This window comes from Streptomyces sp. bgisy100 (genome assembly GCF_057709105.1).
Genome location: NZ_JBYITE010000041.1, coordinates 48,811 through 67,156 on the forward strand (window position 1 = coordinate 48,811; position 18,346 = coordinate 67,156).

18 protein-coding genes, 1 tRNA gene and 1 pseudogene are annotated in these 18,346 nt (G+C 71.3%); 14 read left to right on the top strand and 6 right to left on the bottom strand.

Annotation, left to right across the window (positions count from 1 at the left end):
• Positions 1-12: 12 nt before the first annotated feature.
• Complete coding sequence (locus tag AC3EQ1_RS23900; RefSeq protein WP_432096386.1) at positions 13-972, bottom strand: TauD/TfdA family dioxygenase; 960 nt, start codon at positions 970-972, stop codon at positions 13-15.
• Positions 973-1,141: 169 nt separating this feature from the next.
• Between AC3EQ1_RS23900 and AC3EQ1_RS23905 the strand changes: the two genes are divergently transcribed.
• From AC3EQ1_RS23905 to AC3EQ1_RS23950, 10 genes and pseudogenes are all read left to right on the top strand, one after another.
• The gene (locus tag AC3EQ1_RS23905) at positions 1,142-1,615 is read left to right on the top strand and encodes an NUDIX hydrolase (RefSeq protein ID WP_432096387.1); all 474 of its coding nucleotides are present in this window, start codon (positions 1,142-1,144) and stop codon (positions 1,613-1,615) included.
• 145 nt (positions 1,616-1,760) lie between these two features.
• On the top strand, positions 1,761-2,819 hold the full coding sequence (locus tag AC3EQ1_RS23910) for a helix-turn-helix domain-containing protein (protein WP_432096388.1): 1,059 nt from the start codon (positions 1,761-1,763) through the stop codon (positions 2,817-2,819).
• A 231-nt stretch (positions 2,820-3,050) separates the two neighbouring features.
• Positions 3,051-4,262 (top strand): helix-turn-helix domain-containing protein, encoded by a 1,212-nt coding sequence (locus tag AC3EQ1_RS23915; RefSeq protein ID WP_432096389.1) that lies wholly within the window; start codon positions 3,051-3,053, stop codon positions 4,260-4,262.
• Positions 4,263-4,375: 113 nt separating this feature from the next.
• Positions 4,376-4,744, top strand: coding sequence for a DUF6415 family natural product biosynthesis protein (locus tag AC3EQ1_RS23920; protein WP_432096390.1), 369 nt, complete (start codon positions 4,376-4,378; stop codon positions 4,742-4,744).
• Positions 4,741-4,950 carry a hypothetical protein gene (locus tag AC3EQ1_RS23925; protein WP_432096379.1) on the top strand — a complete coding sequence of 70 codons (210 nt, stop codon included), beginning with the start codon at positions 4,741-4,743 and terminating at the stop codon, positions 4,948-4,950. Before AC3EQ1_RS23920 ends, AC3EQ1_RS23925 begins: the two co-directional genes overlap by 4 nt.
• A gap of 393 nt (positions 4,951-5,343) precedes the next feature.
• A complete protein-coding gene (locus AC3EQ1_RS23930) occupies positions 5,344-5,745 on the top strand; it encodes a hypothetical protein (protein ID WP_432096391.1) in 402 nt (133 codons plus the stop codon).
• Positions 5,746-5,756: 11 nt separating this feature from the next.
• Positions 5,757-6,485 (top strand): hypothetical protein, encoded by a 729-nt coding sequence (locus AC3EQ1_RS23935; RefSeq protein WP_432096392.1) that lies wholly within the window; start codon positions 5,757-5,759, stop codon positions 6,483-6,485.
• Positions 6,486-6,972: 487 nt separating this feature from the next.
• Positions 6,973-7,305 carry a hypothetical protein gene (locus tag AC3EQ1_RS23940; protein WP_432096393.1) on the top strand — a complete coding sequence of 111 codons (333 nt, stop codon included), beginning with the start codon at positions 6,973-6,975 and terminating at the stop codon, positions 7,303-7,305.
• Between the two features lie 98 nt (positions 7,306-7,403).
• A pseudogene (locus tag AC3EQ1_RS23945) lies at positions 7,404-7,671 on the top strand (IS5/IS1182 family transposase); the annotation flags it as partial.
• Positions 7,672-7,818: 147 nt separating this feature from the next.
• Positions 7,819-8,217 (top strand): hypothetical protein, encoded by a 399-nt coding sequence (locus tag AC3EQ1_RS23950; protein WP_432096394.1) that lies wholly within the window; start codon positions 7,819-7,821, stop codon positions 8,215-8,217.
• 285 nt (positions 8,218-8,502) lie between these two features.
• On the opposite strand, the gene AC3EQ1_RS23955 is transcribed toward AC3EQ1_RS23950, so the two are convergent.
• Positions 8,503-8,577: transfer RNA gene (locus AC3EQ1_RS23955), tRNA-Val, on the bottom strand.
• A gap of 419 nt (positions 8,578-8,996) precedes the next feature.
• Between AC3EQ1_RS23955 and AC3EQ1_RS23960 the strand changes: the two genes are divergently transcribed.
• From AC3EQ1_RS23960 to AC3EQ1_RS23975, 4 genes are all read left to right on the top strand, one after another.
• Positions 8,997-9,872, top strand: coding sequence for a DUF4097 family beta strand repeat-containing protein (locus AC3EQ1_RS23960; protein WP_432096395.1), 876 nt, complete (start codon positions 8,997-8,999; stop codon positions 9,870-9,872).
• A 74-nt stretch (positions 9,873-9,946) separates the two neighbouring features.
• Positions 9,947-11,347: a hypothetical protein gene (locus tag AC3EQ1_RS23965; RefSeq protein ID WP_432096396.1), complete on the top strand. Its 1,401-nt coding sequence runs from the start codon at positions 9,947-9,949 to the stop codon at positions 11,345-11,347.
• 204 nt (positions 11,348-11,551) lie between these two features.
• Complete coding sequence (locus tag AC3EQ1_RS23970; protein ID WP_432096397.1) at positions 11,552-12,190, top strand: DUF4383 domain-containing protein; 639 nt, start codon at positions 11,552-11,554, stop codon at positions 12,188-12,190.
• A gap of 256 nt (positions 12,191-12,446) precedes the next feature.
• Complete coding sequence (locus AC3EQ1_RS23975; RefSeq protein WP_351510189.1) at positions 12,447-12,662, top strand: FmdB family zinc ribbon protein; 216 nt, start codon at positions 12,447-12,449, stop codon at positions 12,660-12,662.
• A 187-nt stretch (positions 12,663-12,849) separates the two neighbouring features.
• Here the strand turns inward: AC3EQ1_RS23975 and AC3EQ1_RS23980 are convergent, their stop codons facing one another.
• The 4 genes from AC3EQ1_RS23980 to AC3EQ1_RS23995 all read right to left on the bottom strand — a co-directional run bounded on the left by AC3EQ1_RS23980 (position 12,850) and on the right by AC3EQ1_RS23995 (position 18,216).
• Positions 12,850-13,509 carry an O-methyltransferase gene (locus tag AC3EQ1_RS23980; protein ID WP_432096398.1) on the bottom strand — a complete coding sequence of 220 codons (660 nt, stop codon included), beginning with the start codon at positions 13,507-13,509 and terminating at the stop codon, positions 12,850-12,852.
• Positions 13,510-13,523: 14 nt separating this feature from the next.
• Positions 13,524-14,348, bottom strand: coding sequence for an HAD family hydrolase (locus AC3EQ1_RS23985; RefSeq protein ID WP_432096399.1), 825 nt, complete (start codon positions 14,346-14,348; stop codon positions 13,524-13,526).
• Positions 14,345-16,876, bottom strand: coding sequence for a phosphoribosyltransferase (locus AC3EQ1_RS23990; RefSeq protein ID WP_432096406.1), 2,532 nt, complete (start codon positions 16,874-16,876; stop codon positions 14,345-14,347). The genes AC3EQ1_RS23985 and AC3EQ1_RS23990 overlap by 4 nt, the downstream gene beginning before the upstream one ends.
• Before the next feature lie 182 nt (positions 16,877-17,058).
• The gene (locus AC3EQ1_RS23995; RefSeq protein ID WP_432096400.1) at positions 17,059-18,216 is read right to left on the bottom strand and encodes an HpcH/HpaI aldolase/citrate lyase family protein; all 1,158 of its coding nucleotides are present in this window, start codon (positions 18,214-18,216) and stop codon (positions 17,059-17,061) included.
• Between the last annotated feature and the right edge of the window lie 130 nt (positions 18,217-18,346).

Genomic DNA, 18,346 nt, shown 5'->3' on the forward strand with positions numbered 1-18,346 from the left:
GTGACGAACTTGCTAGTGCCCTTGGCCGCGGCACATCCGTGCTCTGTCGCCATGAATGGGCCTGAGCTTCATCTCCGCCTCTGGTCTCCCATGGCCAGGCCGATGCGGATGGCGCGCGTCGAACATCGTGGTGCCGACCTCTACTCGCTCGGCGCCCTTCACTGTCGCCTCCTCACCATCGTGGTTGGCGGGGCGGCCGAGGACGGCCGAGGAGAGCGGGGAGAAGCCATTGGGCATGGAGAAGCACGGCTCGCCGAGTGCACGGAGCAGCCGCCGGTCCCCGGAGAAGGGCATACGGGCATGAAGCCACCGGTGGTTGTCGAGCAGGTACCCCTGCCCGGCCTGAAGGACAATGCGGTGCTGGCTGTCGGCAATGGCGCCGCGTAGGTGGGGGAGGTACGGCCGGACGACAGGGCTCCACCGGGCCAGACTGTCCTGGCGCAGTCGTATGGAGATCCGTCCCTCCGTGTGAGCGGTGATGACCTGGGTGGCGTAACCGACCCCGGCTCCGTAGCAAGCCGTGCGGGGCTGGGCCAACTTCATGGCCGCTTCGGGACAGCTATCCAAAAGACGGCCGTAGACGTGCGCCCCGTCGGCAATGAGGACGTCGCCGCCAGTGAGCGCAGGACGCAAGCACACCAGCAGCATCAGGCGAGGTGGCTGAGGGGTGCCGGAACGCTCGGTGTGCGCTTGCAGTTCACCGTTGCCGAGTCCGGCGAAGCCTGCGCGGTAGGCATGGCTGCCCGTGTCGCGGATCAGCGTCAACCCGTCCTGTGCGCTGTGCGGGTGCGATGTGAGGTCCATCAGCCGGGAGGCAAAGGCGAGGACGTGGTGACGGCTCCGCAGTCCGTCAACAGTGACGAGACCGGTCTCGCGAAGCTGAACAGCGATCATATCGCTGGCCTGTGCAGCACGGGCGTTGACGTAGTGATCGGTGAAGAACGTTACGGAGCCTGCTGCGGCATCATGCATCGCCGTACTCCTTCGAATGAGCCAGACGTGATCAGAGTGGAGAGTCTGGGCTTCGGGGTAAAGCGACTGATTGTCGACTCGGGCAAATCACCCATGGTGAAGTCAGGTTGGGTGATGCGTGCTACGTTCCGAGAGCCCGGGTCGCATGCCGCAGGACACGAGGACAGACATGACGTACACGCCGCCGCTCTGGCCCGTCTCCGTGAAAGGTGTCGCGCTGGACACGCGAGGCCGCGTCCTGCTGCTGAAGAACGAGCGCGACGAATGGGAACTGCCCGGCGGACGTCTGGAGATCGGTAGCGCCGATGGCACCGTACCGACAGACGCCAGCCCCGAGGCCGCACTGGAACGGGAGATCCAGGAAGAGACCGGCTGGGAGGTGGAGGCGGGTCCCCTCATCGCCGGCGGGACATGGATCTACCAGCCCATCCCCGGCCGGAGAGTACTGATCGTCACCTATGGATGCACCGTGTCGACCCCCGATCGGCCGCCGGTCATCAGCCACGAGCACAAGCAACTCGGCATGTTCACCGCCGACGAAGTACCCGATCTGAACATGCCCGACGGCTACAAGCAGGCCGTCGCTGCCTGGTGCGGCCGCGCGGACCACCCAGCCACCCTGGTCGACCCCGAGCGAATCTAGCGTCCACGACGGACGGGGTGAAATCGTGCAACGAACGGCATCGAGCCCGCTCCCGGCTCCCCGTCCCGCCGCCCAACACGCGCAATGGCACTGGGCGACCCCACAGGCCCAACTCCTTCTGGCCACAGGTGACCTTGCTGCCATCATGCGGTTCTACCGGCGGGTGCACGGCATCAACCAGGCCTCACTCGGTGAACTCCTCGGCTACGACAAGACCTACATCTCAGCCCTCGAACTGGGAAAGCGCGCTCTCGACGACGTCAGCTCCCGCCGCCGGCTCTGCGAAGCCCTGCAACTGCCTCCGCACGTACTCGGGATCACCGACCGCTCCGACACGGACCACCGGGCAATGGTGCAGTTCGGCGAATCCACTGTCCGGCTGGCCGAAATCACCCGCCAGTCCGGCCACGCCTCCGAGGCCGACGCCGAACTGTGGCCCCTTGTCGCCCGGCTCGAAGCTCGCGTCGAGGAAGGCCACACCGAGCGCGACGTGCTGTACCTGCTCGCCCGTGCCCGAGTGGGGCTCGGCGTGGCCCTGGGCAACGTGCTGCCGGAGGAGCGTCTTGCCACAGCGGCTCACTGGACGGCCAAGAGCCTGGACGTTGTCGAATACTTCCAAGATCCCGGCATGAGGTCATACGCACTGCGCATGCACGGCAACGAGCTGCGCAAGGCCAACCTGCGGGGGGCCGCCGTCCAGCGGCTGTGCCGCGCTGCGGCCATCGCCCCCGATGACACCGCCCGAGCCGCCGTACTGCCGCTCCTCGCGCGGGCAGCCGGCGCTCTGGGCAATGTTCACCTCTTCGACCGGGTGATGCGGCAGACGGAAGACCTGCTCTCCCGCGTCGACCACACCAGCCTGTTCAACTCCTTCTCGCTGCATGAGATTCGCCTGCGAGGTCTCGTTGCCACTGGACGAACGGACTCGGCAATGCGGCTGGTGGAGCACAGTCCGATGGCTACGACAGTCATGGCCCCCCAGTGGCGCGTCATCGAGCTCGTCACCGTCGCGCACGTCCAGCTGCTTGCGGACGACCACGGTGGCGCCGTCCAGTCGCTGGACAGCGCCACCCGGGAAGCATCCGTGCAACGCCTTCCTCACCAGCTCCAGCGCATCATGCGCACTGCGGGAGCCAGGTTGCCCGCCCAGCATGCCGCCGCTGCGGACGCGCTTAATCGGATACGGAAGGAGATGGCCGCTTAGCTGTAAGACACCGCACGACGCGCCCTACCGAAGACGTTCACCGGATTCGTCGCGCCTGGCTCGGGACGAAACGATGCGTCACCCTGCGGCCCGGCTGTCATGCAGCCTATGACAGTTCCGGTCCTTTCACGTCGGACAGCGCAACGGCCCCGCCGAGGCGGGCCGTTCGCAGCAACCCTGGAAGAGCCCAGGAGTACCGTTCTGAATGTCTAGGTCAGAACGGAGTTCAGCATGCCCTACGGCACCGACGAACCCACCGGTGGAATCGGGCGGCGGATCGCGGAACTGCGAGCCGTCCGCGGCTACTCACTACGACAGCTCGGCCAGCGCTCCCACGTCTCCGCCTCCATGCTCTCCATGATCGAGAAAGGAGACCGGAACGCCGGCGAGGAGATCGTGGCCGCGGTCGCCCGCGCCCTCGACGTGGGTGTCTCCCATCTACGGGGACAGCCCTATCGCGAGCAGATGCAGCAGGACCGTATAGACCGCATGATGGAGCCGCTCGGCAGCGCGCTCGACAACTGGGACCTCACCCCTGATCCGGCCGCGCCCCCGCCACGTCCGGTGGACGAACTGCGCGCCGCCGTCATGCACACCGTCACGATGCGCGCCGCCGCTGACCTCGGCGGCCTGGCGGAGACTCTGCCCCCACTGATCTCCGAGATCACCCACGCGATTCACCTCCACGACCGGCCCGGCCGGACCCGCGAGGAGCTGCACGGCCTCCAGGCCGAGGCCGCGCGCGGCGTGTGGCGGGTGGCGTACCGGGTCGGCGAGATGCATCTCGCGCGGCTCGCCCTGTCCCGGATGGCTCAGGTCGCCCTGGAGTCCGGTGACCCACGACAGGTGGCGGTCGAACGATGGATGCGCGCCCAGACCAGCGTCGAGAGCGGCCGGCCGGGGATCGACACCGGGCTCCGCCTGGTGAACCAGGCGCTGCGGGACCTCGATGACGACGGGGCGCCGCAGACCCGTGCCGTCCTCGGCGCGCTCCATCTCAAAGGGTCGATCCTGTCCTCCCGGCGGGGCGACAAAGAGGCTTCTGACGCCTGGCTGGACGAAGCGCGCGGACTGGCCCGGGGCACCGGAGAAACCAGCTTCTACGAGCTGACCTTCGGCCCGACCAACGTCCGGTTGCATGCGGTGGCGGCAGCAGCGGACCAGGACAAACACGGCCTGGCGCTGAAGCATGCGGCCAAGGTGACGATCCCGGAGGACTACCCGCCGGGCAGGGCCGGACACTTCTACATCGACTTGGCCCGGGCCCAGGTGTGGACCGCCCGGCACGACGAGGCATTCGCCTCCCTGGTGAAGGCCCGGGAGGTGGCCCCGCAGATGACACGGCATCACCCGCAGGTGCACGAGACGGCGGCAGCACTGCGCCGGGCACAGGCACGCGTCCCGGACCCTCTGCGGGACTTCTCCCTGTGGTGCGGCGTGTAGCGCTCCACTGACGGCCGGTCAAGGACCCTGGTGTTCACAGCCTGTGAACACCAGGGCCTTCCCCTGTCGGCAGTATGTGACTGCAAGCACACAGTCCGTACATGGAGCCGACCATGACGTCCTCTCAGGGCCGGCCGCCGGGCGCGGCGGCCGGCCCCTCCCCCATCGACCGGGCCACCATCCAGGCCGCGATCGACCGGGCCCTGCTCACCGGCACCGGCCGCCTCGACCCAGACGAACTCACTCGCCTCGAAGCCACCCTCCGCAAGCACATCACCGCCCTTCTCCCCGCGGCGGACGCCGCCACCGACCGGCTCTGGCGCGGCAGTCTGGCGTGGTACACCCGCCGTGCACGCGTCGACGGCATCCGGCACCAGGCCGGACAGGGCCTCGGTGACGGCCCGCTCTCCGCGCACATCCAGGTCACCACCCTGGCCCGCGACTGCCAGTGGCTCCTGGCCGAACACCGGGAGCAGCCATGAGCACCGGAGAACCGATCCGTACCGGTCAGTGGTGCACCTGGTGCACCGGGCGGACCGACCAGCCCACCCTCATCGCCGTCATCGAAACCGGCAGCGGACCCGGCGCGATCCAGTACGCCTGCCCGGACTGCATGCGCATCCACCGGCTACGGCCCTTCGATCCGGCCATGAACGGCTGCCCCGTCTACGAGCGCCGCCGCACCTGAGAGGTGTGTCCGAGACCTGGCTGCCGGCGGCGTTCCCCCCTCCGTCGGCAGCCCCTTGAGACCCGTTCCGGCCGATTCCTTGGCCGGACCCCGGCCGGAACGGGCGGCCCACCAGGGGCCAGGCAGTGCACGACCGGTGCCCGGACGGACCGGGCGCCGATACAGCACAGGGGGTCACCATGCGGTACCTGCCCGATGCGGTCAAGTACGGCGGCGACGAGGACGACGGAAAGGGAGGCAACCCCTCCGGCGGCTGCGGCGACGGCGACGGTTGTGGCCGTGAACAGCCGTAGTTGATCACGTGAGCCGCCGTTGACCAGGTGGCCTCGGCTCCGGCCGGGGCCACCGACACCCGCCACCGACCCAGGGGCCACCGACGTATGAGGGAGAGAGATGGGCAGGCACCACCACGGATACACCTGGCTCGGTCACGGCGACACCCTCATCCGGCCGGGCGACGCGATCCGGCGGCCGACGGCCCCCGACTTCCGTACGCAGCCCGTCATGCCGTTGGAATGCGCGGACTGGCTGATGAAGGCCCCCGAGCTGATCCACGGCACCTTCGAGGACTCCGAGTCCGGCGCCACCTGGTACGAGCAGCAACTCGACGCGCACCGTGACGCGTTCCCCGCACACGTGCCGGCTCCGGACCGGACGGAGACCGTCCGACGGCTGGCGGCAGGCGAGGACGTGGTGGGCGGCTGGTGGGTCAGCGGCGGCCGGTTCCTGTCCGTGAACCTCATCGCGTGCAGCCCCCACCGGCTCCGACCGGAGCGTGTCTGCCCCCGCAGGTAGGCTCCCGGACCATGATCGAGAGTCGCCTGAGCACCCTGTTGGAAGCCGGATTCACCGACCGGCTGGACGAGCGGGACAGGACGCTGCTGGCGCGCCGCGCCCTGCTCAAGGCGGTGGACGAGAAGCCGCCGTTCTATCTGCCCACCTCGTGGTGGTACGTGGTGCCCGGCAGAAGCCATGAAGGTCTGTTCGCGGCGCTCGGCCTCCACGACCGGGTCCCGGTCACCTTCTCCGAGGGGCTCGACGTGTCCGACCTGCCGTTCCGGTCGGACGCCGTCCCAGTCTTCGTCACTCCCGAAATCGACGGCTGGCGCCTGATATACGGCAACCTGGACAGCGCTGTGGGCTGGGACTGGGAGGACATGATGGGCGCCGTGGAGCGATTGAGCGCCCACTGCGGCGAGGCCCAGATGTTCTTCGAGGACATCGCGGGTGGCGCGGATGTCTGGGTGGTCGCCGAAGCGGGCCGGATCCGGCGCCGGTACGCACGCGAGAGCAGCCCCGAGTGGGTGGGCGATCCGCTGCCGTGGGAGACACGGGCCGTCGACGACGAGGACTTCGACCCGGACTTCGACGAGGCCGAGCCCAACGAAGGGACGGCCAACGCCATGACGGCCTGCGAGTACTTGTCCGTGCACCCGATCCCGGTCGACGAGGACGCCGAGATCCGCGGCCACGGCTGGCTGGCCCTGAGCGCCCCGGATGTGGGGCACGAGGGGCTGGAGGATCTCGCCCGCTAGCGTCCTGAGTCCGCCACTTGCGTACGGTCTCTCGCGAGACACTCAGACCCTGTGCGACCTGCGCGTTCGGTAGGCCCTCCGCGCACGCCGGCACGATCCTCGACCGCAGCACCAGGGCCTGATGTGCCGTCTGCTTGCACAACCAGCCCCGCAGCACCCTGCGTTCGTGATCGGACAACTCCAGCGACAGCGGCTTCGGACCAGGCATCACCCCGCCCTGTAACCGCCCGTGAACATCCGACTCAGGACACTGGGTTCCGCCCTGTTGGCCAGTGGTCCGGCCCTGGAAGAGCTTCTAATGCGCGTGATCGTGCGTTAGCCTGTGGGTGGTCATTCGACCACCCTTCCACCATGCCCGAGCAGGGAACGTGCAGGGCGTCCGCCCCAGCGCCGGGCGCCCCGCCCCCGCGTGCGTCCGCGGCCTTCGATGCTGCCGCCGTGTCGCGGAACTGCTGACCGCCAGAGCACCGACGTTGAAAGAGAACACGTGATCAGGAATCGAATTGCCACCGCGGCGGCCGTCGCCGCACTCGCCGTCGCCTCGATCGGGCTGACCGCGTCGGCCAACGCCGCGCCCGTCAAGGCCAGTGCCAAGTGCTCCCTCGACACACTCAAGGCCAAGGAGACTCTCCGGATCCGCAAGTCGCGAAATACTTCCAGCCCCGCTGTCGCACTCTTCCCCAAGGGAAAGACGGGCTGCTTCTTGGGCGGCATGGAGGGCCAGAAGTACAAGCGCTGCGGGAAGACCTATGACATGTGGACCGAGGTCACATATCGAGGCAATCACGGTTGGGTCCCGGAGACCTGCATCTCCTGGTGACAGGGCACCTCTCTTCAGCGGCACGACTAGAGCGTGCCTCTTTGATGGGTTGGTGAGTTGATCGGATGTGTCCCGTCCGATGAGTGATCACTGATGCCATGTGGGACCGGATCGAGCCGCTGATGCCGGCCGATCCGGTCCGTGGGCGGCAGTGTGGTGACCACCGCCGCACCCTTGAGGCCATCGCGTGGAAGCACCGGACCTGCTAACCGTCCTGGCCGCGGCGGATGCCAACGACGAGGTCGGCTGGACCGTGTCGGTGGACTCCACCGTCTGCCGGGCTCACCAGCACGCCGCCAGCGCCCGGGAAAAGGGGCACTCGGCCGCTCTGAACCCGTCGGCCGCGCGCATCTCCGCCGCCGCGGTATCCGAAAGTTGCAGCCAGGGTAGATGGTCGGTTGCTGATGGAGGCCGGTCCAGGAAGCGCGCGGGTATGCCAGAAGCCAGTCCTGGACATCGTGACCATTCAGCAACGGCTCGGGCCAGGAGTTGGTGAGCCGAGAGGAGGGCAACGTGACTGCTGTGACTCGTTTGGTCACTCACGTCGATCTTGATGAAGGCGCCACGGGCGCTCGGCACGTGTCGGTGACGGCACGGCTTGAGGTAGTACTTGCGGATGGCCGCAGCCTGGTGTTGCTCAATGACCGCGGGTGGGGTTGGAGCTCATCGGCTCCAACGGACACCCCGCTGCGGATCTCGGCCGAGGACATCGAGATGGATGCCCGGACGGTGGTCGGGCCGGACGAGCCGAACGACGGCGAAACGCATGAGCAGATGGCGGCCGGCTACTGGAATTTCCTGGCCGACATCCTCAAGCATCAGGACGTGGATGTGGAAGCGCAGGAGCTGGAGCGGCTTTCGCATGATGTTGTGCTCACCGAACGACTGCAAGCACGGATTCAAGACGCTTGAGTATCGGCGCTGCACTTCCTCGTCGGAGAGCAATCCGGAGTCGTGCCTCATGATGACGGCGTGATCGGTCGCGCGAGCAGTCCGGACAGGCGCTCGGCTGGGGTTCCCAGCCGAGCAATAAACGTCTGCACGCACGTCGTGCAGGACACCCGGCGTGAGGCGGTGAGCCACCTCGACCGGATGCTGAAGCGTCGTCCCGGCTCCGGCTGACCGCTGCCGTTGCCGTTGCCGTCGGACGTGGATGTCAGAAGACCCCCGGCCATGATCGGCCGGGGGTCTTCTGGCTGGTGGGCACAACAGGATTTGAACCTGTGACATCTGCTTTGTAAGAGCAGCGCTCTACCGCTGAGCTATGCGCCCTGGGATGAGCTGACAGAGTACATGGCCCCCGGGCCGGAGCTCCAAACCGTTGGCGGGCAGGGCCGGGCACCCCCGGCCCCCGACCCCGGCCCTTGCAGCCCGGCAGCCCGGCCTCCCAGCCAAGGAACGAGGCGTCCGCCCTGACCGGGACGAGCCCACTCCCCGCCCGTCCCGCATGCCCCGGACCCAAGGCCGGCCCCCAGGAGAGCCCCGGACCTCGGGTTATCCCCACCCCGCCCCCGGTGGGCCGCCGGATGCCGTCGCACATGTCCGACTCCATACAGTCAAGGAGCGTTTTTCGTTCCCCGTCCTTGTCGCTACCGGTTTCCGTCCTCGTCGCCACCCGTTTCGCCACCACCCTTCGTCCTCGTCGCCACCACCGTCCGTCCTAGTCGCTACCAGCTTCCCGGGAGATCACCGTGGCTCTCCGCCACCGTCCGCCCCACCTCCACACCGCCGACGCCTGCACGGCGGCCGACGCCCGTACGGCCGCCGACGCCCCCACGCCCGCCCGCGCCGGGGTCCGTACGCCCCGTGGCCGCGCCGGCCGGTCGGTGGTCGCGCTCGGTGGGGCGCTGCTGCTCGCCGTGGCCGCCACCGGCTGCGGCAGTGCGGATGCCGCGGAGGACACGGCGCCCGAGCGGCGCGACTTCGCCTTCCGGGGGCCCGCCCTGACCGTGGTCGCGGAGAACACGGACGTCGAGCTGGTGCCCGCCGATGTGGAGAAGATCGAGGTCACCCGGTGGTTCAAGGGCTGGACCGCGGTCGGCGGGGACGTGGAGCGCTACTGGCGGATGGAGGGTGGCGAGCTGCGGATCGGCGTCGACTGCGACGGGCTGATCAGCACCTGCGACGCACGGCATGTGATCAAGGTGCCCCGTGCGGCGGCGGTGACCGTCAAGGGGGACAACGGGGATCTCACGGCGAAAAACTTCGGCACCCCGCTGACGCTGGCGTCGGACAACGGCACCGTACGGGTGACGGACAGCCGCGGGCGGCTCGACCTCAGCAGCGACAACGGCGGCGTCTCGGCCACCGGCACCCGGGCAGGGCGGGTCTCCGCACGGTCCGACAACGGGGACGTGCGGCTCGCCTTCACCCGGGTGCCCGACCGGGTCGAGACCTGGACCGACAACGGCGGGACCGATGTCGAGCTGCCGCGCGCCCGGTACCGGGTCCAGACCGGCACCGACAACGGCGACACCGACGTCTCGGTGCCGCGGAGCGACCGGAGCGGGCACACCGTCACCGCCCGCAGCGACAACGGCGACATCACGGTGCGTACAGGGAACTGACCAGGCCCGTGTGTTCGTCCCTGCCGGGTGGGAGAATGACACCGGGCAGGGGCGGAAGAGCACGGGAGAGGGATGTGACGGCGACACCACAGCAGCCGTACACGCAGCGAGCACGCCACCGTCGCACCCCCGAGCCGCCGGACCGAGCAGGTGTCCTCCGGGATGTGCTCACCCTCGTCACCGTTCCGCTGGCGCTGCTGGCCGTCACCGCGTCCGCGGCCTTCGCGGGCGGCGGGACGCGCCGCTGGTGGGGCCGTGGCGAGAACCAGCGGGCCGACGCGCAGACCGCCAAGGACGCCGCTGCCGCCTCCTTCTACGAGCTCGACACCGCCCAGCGCGACCTGCGGATCTCCGTCGAGACGATCTCCGCCGTGGACGACTCCGCCGCCGCGCGGCGGGCCGTCGAGGAGTTCCGGACCCTCGGACGGCGTATCGACGACGTCAGCGGTGCCTACATCGGTGCCGTGGACGCGCACGACCTGGACCGCGACGACCTGGAGCCGGCCGCCGCGGCGCGCGCCCGGGACGATCTGACCCGGGCCAGGAACGAGCTGGAGCTGGTCAAGGTCGACCTCGACCGGTTCGCCCAGGGGCTCGGGCCGCTGCTGGAGAAGGCCGAGACGCAACTCGCGCGGCTCGCCCCCGCGGTCGAACGGGCCCGGCAGGCGCTGCTCGCCGCCACCCGCGCCCTCGATGGGGTGCGCGCCTCGGGTCTGCGGGCCGACGACCTCGCGGCCCGGCTCGCCGCGCTCTCCCCCGAGCTGACCAAGCTCAACCAGGGGGCGGGGCAGCACGGCGTCCAGGAGACGATCCGCCGCGCGGACGAGGTGCTGCGGGGCGCGGAGGCCGTGCGCGGCGAGGCCGAGCGGCTGCCCGAGAAGGCCGCGGAGATCGACCGCCGGCTGGTGTCGCTGCGCACCCGGGCCCAGGCGCTGACCACCCGGTCCGAAGGGGTCGAGCCGGTGCTCAGCGAGCTGCGCCGCCGGTACAGCGCCGCCTGCTGGCAGGACCTCCAGCCGGTGCCGGAGCAAGCCGCGCGGTCCGTCGCCCAGGCCGAGGAGAAGCTCAAGGAGGCGCAGGCGGCCCGCGGCGACCAGCGCTGGCCGGACGCGACGTCGCTGCTCAGCACGGTCCGGGCGCTGCTGAACACCACGGACGACGCGGTGTCGGCCGCCGGCGACCGGCTGCGGCGGCTGGACGAGGTGTCCACCGATCCCTCGCGGGAGATCGAGCGGACGCGGTTCGCGATCCGGGACGCGCAGCGTCTCGCGATGGCCGGGCGCAGCACACCGGACCCGCGGCACGCGCGTCCCCTGGACGACGCGGTGGCCCGGCTGGACCGGGCCGTGGCGGGCCTGGAGGGCCGGCACCCGGACTACTGGCACTTCCTCACGGAGACCGAGGGCGTCCGGCGGACCGTGGCGCGGGCGGTGGCCGGGATCCGCGAGGACCTGGGGCACGGGAGCGCTCAGTAGCGTCTCTGCCCCGTGCGGCCCGGCTTCGTCGCGCGCGGTTCCCGGCAGCGGCAGCCCTGATACGGCCGCTGCCGAAGGCACGCCCCGTCCCGCCCCGTCCCCGCCGGTCCGGCTCAGTGGCGGGGTGCGCTGCGGCAGCGGATGCTGGGAGTGGGCGCGGCCCGGTACGCGCCCGTGCTCGCGACCGGGGAAGGAGGCGGTTCCATGGCCGCCGACCCCAGCGCGCGGAGTGACCGGAGCCCGCGGAGTGACCGGAGCGCACGGGGTGAAGGGACTCCACGGAGCGAACGGTCCGCGCGTCGCCGGAGGATCCGCCTCGACGAGCACCTGCCCGTCGACCACCGTCTGAGCAAGGTCTACCGGGTGGGCGCCGGCGTCATGGGGCTGGTGCTGCTGGCGTTCGGCATCGTGGGACTCACCGGCAACATCGGGGTGTTCGACACCGGCGGTGACACGGTGGCCGGGCTGAACACCAACGGCGCGCTGAGCGTGCTGTCGATCGTCGTGGGCGTGCTGCTCTTCGTCGGCATGGTGATCGGCGGGAACTTCGCCTCGACGCTGAACATCGTGGTCAGCGTGGGGTTCCTGCTCAGCGGGTTCGTCAATCTGGCGCTGCTGGAGACCGACGTCAACTTCCTGGCGTTCCGCATCCAGAACGTCCTGTTCAGCTTTGTGGTCGGCATCCTCCTGATGATCTTCGGGATGTACGGGCGGGTGAGTCTGACGCTGCCGCACGACAACCCGTACTGGCGGTCCCGGCACCCCGAGCAGGCCGAGCGGGAGCAGGAGGCGCTGCGCGCCAGGGCGACCCGGCTGAGCATCCAGGCCCGGCAGCGCGACTGACGGCGGACGCCGACGGGTGGCCGACGGGCGGGACGGGGACGGCGGAACAAGGACGGCGGAACGGGAACGGGGACGGCCGGTACGCGGACGCACGAGCCGGCACCGGGCCGCGGCTTCCAGCCTCGGTTCCGGCCATCGGTTACAGCCGTCGGTTACAGCCGTCGGTTCCGGCCGCCCCGGCCGAGCGTTCCGGCCAACTGCGCCGGAGGGCCGCCGAGGACCACCGCTCCCCCACCGGGGCGGATACTCTGGGGCCATGCCTCGCTACGAGTACAGCTGCCGCTCCTGCGGGACCACCTTCGAGCTCAACCGCCCGATGGCCGAGTCCGACGCGCCCGCCACCTGCCCGGACGGCCACCAGGACACGGTGAAGCTGCTGTCCACCGTCGCCGTGGGCGGCACCGCCTCGGCTCCGGCCGCGCCCGCCGGTGGCGGCGGGGGCGGCTGCTGCGGTGGCGGCTGCTGCGGCTGACCGGACGCCACGGCTGCCCTCCGGGGCGGCCCTCACCGCCGCCTCCTGGCCGGCCCTCACCGCTGCCTCCCGGGCGGCCGGGCGCCGGGGCGGTCGGCGTGCCCGTGACCACCCCGGAGGCCCGGGCCCCTCGCTGTCTCCCGGACCGGCCGGTACCTCCGGCCGTCCGGCGCTCAGGGCCGTCGCGTCAGCGTTTGCGGGACAGCGTCAGGCCGTCCGCGATCGTGACCAGCACCGACTCCATGCGGTCGTCCGCGACCACATGGTCGTTGAACGCCCGGATCGAGGCCGCGGGGCCGGTGGCGGCCGGGTCGGGGACCTGGCCGTGGAAGAGCACGTTGTCCACGACCACCAGGCCGCCCTGCCGCATCCTGGGCACCAGTTCCTCCCAGTACGGGATGTAGTTCTCCTTGTCGGCGTCCAGGAACGCCAGGTCGATGTGCGGCTCCTCGGGCATGCCGCGCAGGGTGTCGAGGGCGGGCGCGATCCGCAGGTCGACGCGGTCGGCCACCCCGGCCTTCGCCCAGGCCGCGCGGCCGTACGCGGTCCACTCCTCCGAGACGTCACAGGCGATCACCCGGCCGCCGGGCGGCAGCGCCTCGGCCATGGAGAGGGTCGACAGGCCCGTGAAGGTGCCGACCTCCACGATGTGCCGGGCGCCGGTGAGCCGTACCAGAAAGGCCAGCAACGGGCCCTGTTCCTCGGCCACCTGGAGGCCGGCGACATCGGCGAGGGCGGTGTGCGTGGTCTCGACGAGCTCGCGCTGCACCGGGTCGAGCGGCGGGTTGTGCGCGAGCACGTAGTCGTAGAGCTCCTGGGTCAGCGGGTTCGATTTCGACTCAGCCATGCCGTCATCCTGGCTCACCCCGAGACGGCCCGCAGCGCCTCCCGCAGGATCTCCTCCCCGGCGGCCACCCCGCGCAGCCCGAGTGCGGTCACGCGGGGCGCGCTCCAGCCGGTGTCGGCCAGTTCGCCGTGGCCGGGACGCCAGCCCCGGTCGCCGGCGAGCAGCAGGTCCGCGTCGAGGAGCGAGTCCCCGGCCGTGAGGACCTCGCCGGCGCCCGTGCGGCGCACGACCTCGGCGAGGGCGGCGCTCTTGGTGAGCGGCTTCGGCACGGCGTAGACCTTGCGGCCCTGCAGCGAGACGGTCCAGCCCTGCTCCTCGGCCCAGTCGGCGAGGTCCTTCACCCAGTTGTCGGGGAGCAGCTCCCGGTCGACGACGAGATAGGCGAAGAGGTCCTCGGCGACCCGCTCCTTGAGCAGCCAGGACGGGTCGGCGGAGCGCACCAGGTGCTCGCGGACGGCGGCGAGCGGGGCGCAGCCGGAGTCCAGGGTGCCGCGGACGTGGGCCTGCCAGTCGGGGTCGGACACGCCGTCCACCAGGAGGTGCCCGCCGTTGGCGCAGATCGCGTACCGGGCGGCGGGGCCGGGCAGGCGGATCCGGCCGTACTGCTCCCGGGTGCGGGTGGTGGTGGGCACGAAGACCGCGGCGCGGGCCAGTTCGGCGAGGAGACCGGCCGCGGTCTCGGTCAGGTAGGAGAGCGGCTGGTGCTGGTAGACCTCGACGCAGAGCAGCCGGGGGGCCCGGTCGTCGGGCATGTCGAGCCCGAGGGCGGCCGCGGAGTAGATCAGGGTGCGGTCGAGGTCGCTGGCGACCAGGACGGGGGCGGCGGGAACCGGTGTCATGACGCGTTCACCGCCCGGCCGTCGGTGCCGGTCGCCCCGCGGGTGTAGCGGGGGTGGATCAGGCCGACGCAGGTGTAGGGCAGGCCGTCGACCTCCTCGACCGGTACGCCGCGCTGCTCGGCGAGGAGCCGTACGTGGTCCAGGTCGGCGCCCGCGCCGCGGCGCGCGAGGATCCGCCAGGGGACGCGGCGCAGCAGGACGCGGGTGGTCTCGCCGACGCCGGGTTTGACGAGGTTCACGTCGTGGATGCCGTACCGCTCGCTGATCCGCTCCACGGCGGCCCAGCCCTCCCAGGTGGGGGTGCGGTCGGCGGCCATGAGTTCCTTGGCGTCGCGGGCGGCGTCGTCGGTGACCTCGGCGAAGCGGGCGGCGACGGTGTCGAGGAAGTGGCCGGAGACATCGGAGCCGGCCAGTTCGCGGTAGAACTTCGCGCCGTGGAAGTCGTCCGGCCCGACGAGGTCGGCGCGCAGCACGGTCCGCGAGACCAGGCCGGAGACCGTGGAGTTCAGGCAGGCTGAGGGGATGAGGAAGTCCTCGCGGGTGCCGTAGGTGCGGACGCAGCGGCCCGGGTCGGCGAGCACCGCGACCTCCGGGTCGAATCCGGGGAAGGGCGCGACGGCGGCGGCCAGCTCGCGGGTGATGGCGCCCTTGCCGGTCCAGCCGTCGACGAAGACGACGTCGGCCGGGTCGTGGTGGGCCGCCAGCCAGCGCAGCGCCGTGGTGTCGATGCCCCGGCCGCGCACGATGGAGATGGCGTAGTGCGGGAGGTCGAGGCCGTGCGCGTGCCGGGCCCAGCGGCGCATGAGGACGCCGACGGGGGTTCCGGCGCGCGCCAGCGACACCAGGACCGGGCCGCCGCCCCGGCGGTCCGCGCCGCCGCGCTCGGCGAGGACGGTCTCGGTGACGGTGCCGACCGCGCGGGCGATCCGGGCGGCGGAGGTGTCCAGTGCGGAGCGGAAGAGCTCCTGGTAGGCGGCGTCGGGCTGGTACTCGACGGGCAGCGACTCCGCGTAGTGGGCGCCGCCCCGCTGGATGGCCTCCTCCCGCTCCTCGGTGGGTGCCTCCAGTGCGGCTTCGGAGAAGTCCTGGAGGAGCCAGCCGACGTCGTCGGGGGCGTAGGACGAGAAGGCCGGCCCGCGCAGCGGCTCCGGCAGGGCCCCGGTGCCCGGCCGGCCGGCACCGGATGCGCCTGGGGCGTGTTCGTCGTCCTGCCGGTCACCGGCCGAGGCACCGTCCCGCCGCTCGCCGCCGGGCGCGCTGCGGTTCCGCGCCGGCGCGGGGACGTACGAGGGCACCACGGCGAGCAGCACCCGGTCGGTGTGCGGGGCCAGATGCGCCAGCAGGCCGCCGGGGGCGTGGAGTTCGGGGGTGTCGCCGACGGAGTCGACCACGGTGACGACCGCGTCGAAGCGGCGGCCGGGGTCGCTGCCGGGGGCGACGTTGTAGGCGTAGCGGTGCCCGGGGCCATCCGCCGGGGCGTCGTGGTCGCCGAAGACGAGCCGGGTGCGGATCGCGTATCCGGGGGCGTCCACGGCGAGGACCGGGGAGCGCGTGGTGGTGGAGTACCGGACCTCGGCGCCCACCGCCCGGTCCAGGGCCTGCGCCAGCCGCAGCGGCGCGTACATCAGCTCCTCGAAGCCGAGGACGAGTACCCGCCGGGCCCCGGCGGGCAGGGCCGCGGCGATCCGGGCGGCCATGCCCGGCAGGGCCCGGTCGAGCGCGTCCCGGTGGGCGGGGGTGAAGCCGTGCCGCCCGCCGTCCGGGAGGCCCGCGGGCCAGCCCAGGTCGACGCGCACCGCCGCGTGGGTGTCCGCGGGCGCGGGCGGCGGGGTCTCGTGCTGCTCGACGAGCCGGCGGCCCCGGTCCAGGACGTCCTCGGGCAGCCGGACGCCGCCCGCGGCCAGGGCGACCAGGTCCACCCGGGCGCCGAGCCCCGCCGCGAAGGCGTCGAGCCGCTCCCGGTCCTCGGCCGACCGCATGTCGACGAGGGCGACCACCACGTAGTGGTCGCGCGGGTGGCGGGCGTGCAGCGAGCGGATGGTGTTGCGGACGGTGTTGCCGGTGGAGAACTCGTCGTCGACCAGGACCAGCGGGCCGTCCCCGGTCAGCAGCTCCGGGTCCTCGGGCAGCAGCAGGTGGTCGGTGGCGTGGCTGTGGGCCTCCTGGAACTCGGCGGCCGGCCCGACCCCGGACACCGGACGGCGGGTGGAGTGCAGGCAGGGCGCGGTGCCCAGCCCGTCGGCCACCGAATGGCCGAGGCCGGTGGCGGTCTCGGCGTAGCCCAGGACGACGGCCCGCGCGGCGGCCTCCTCGCCGAGCAGCTCGCGCACCCGCCGGCCCAGCCCGAAGCCCGCTCCGTGGACGGCGTCCGGCCGCTGCGGTACGTGCTTGCCCAGGACGTCGGAGACGAGGAGGTGGGCCCGTTTGGGGTTGCGGCGCAGCGCCAGGCCCAGCAGGCCGGTCAGCTCCTCGTCCCCGGTGAGCTCCACACCCAGCCGGTCCGCGACCCACTGCCCCGACCACACCATGCCGCGCCGTTCTCCCGTCCTGTCGGCGGCCGTCCCGTCGACGACCGGCCCGTATTCCGTCATGTCCGCGGCAGCCGCTCCGTCCGCCGCCGTCCTCCCGGGAGGCGCCCCGGTCCTGGAGGAACCTTTCCCCGGAGAACCGGTCCCCGGTCCGCCCGTCCGCCCGCCGCGGCCCGCGGCCGTCATGTCAGCCCCGCGGCGAGCAGTTCGACGAAGCCCACGTCCTCCCGGGCCACCCCGAAGACCTCGGCCCGCAGGAGCGTGCGCTCGGCCCACGCCCGGTGCGGCTTCACCTCGTTCATCTTGTTCGTGTACGCCGACCGCAGCACTCCGCCGCCACAGCGTTCCGGTTTCAGTATGTCCGCTGCGTCGCTGAACTCCTCATGGCTGACCACGGACAACGCATGGACGGGGGTGACGTGCGACGGGTGGATGCAGGTCTTGCCCTGCAGACCGTTGGCCCGGTCGAGCTCGATCTCCCGCAGCAGCCCGTCGAGGTCGTGCTCGATGAGCGCGGTGCGCAGCTCCTCGGCGCGCCCGGTGAACGGGCTGCGCCGCAGCTGCGGCTTGAACATCCGCTCCTGGAGCCGGAAGTACTCCCAGACCGGCCCGGTCACGGTGTAGCCGGTGCCGTCCGCCCGGCCGAGGGTGTTCACCACGTCGCCGATCACCGAGGCGACGATCTGGACGTCGTAGGCGGTCATGTCGGGCGGGCGGCGCAGTCCGTACGCGGAGCAGAAGTCGGTGACGCCGAGCCGCAGCGCCAGGACGCGGTCGCGGTACTTGTCGACGGTCCGCCGGATGCCGGCCAGCGTCTCGGGGCGGCTCTCCAGGTGCAGCAGTTCCGGGGACTCCAGGACGGGCATGGCGAAAAGCCGCCGTCCGCAGTCCGTCTCGGCCGCGGTCAGCGCCTCCAGGAAGGGCACTCCGCGCTCCTCGGTGAACTTCGGCAGCACGAATCCGGACAGGGTCCGCACGGCGGGCCCGAGCCGGTGCACGAGGTCGGGGATCTGCCCCGGTTCCCGGACGCGGACGAAGAGCAGCGGGTGGTCCCGTGCGCCGTCGTGGAGGGCGGTGAGGTGCCGGACCAGGTTGTCCTCGGCGGCCGCGACCTCGGTGTCGCTGATGGAGTCCTCCAGGCACAGCACCATGGACACCACGCCGCGGGCCGCCTGTTTGAGCACGTCCTCGGCGAGCCGGGGACGGGTCGCGGGGCTGTAGAGCGTCGCGCCGAGGGCGGCGGCGAGCGTACGGGCCGGGGCATCCGCGGTGAACTCGGCCGGTTCACGGTGGAACAGTCCCTGGCGGACGCCGGGCGACAGGTGCCCGAAATGACGCATGCGTTCCCCCGTGCTGATGACAGTGCGACGACTCGATCCAGCCGGTCATCGTACGTCCGGCCAAGGGTCAAGAGTTCCCCAAAACCATGAACGAGTCCATAAAAACCAATTGACGTGCTCCCTGGCCTAC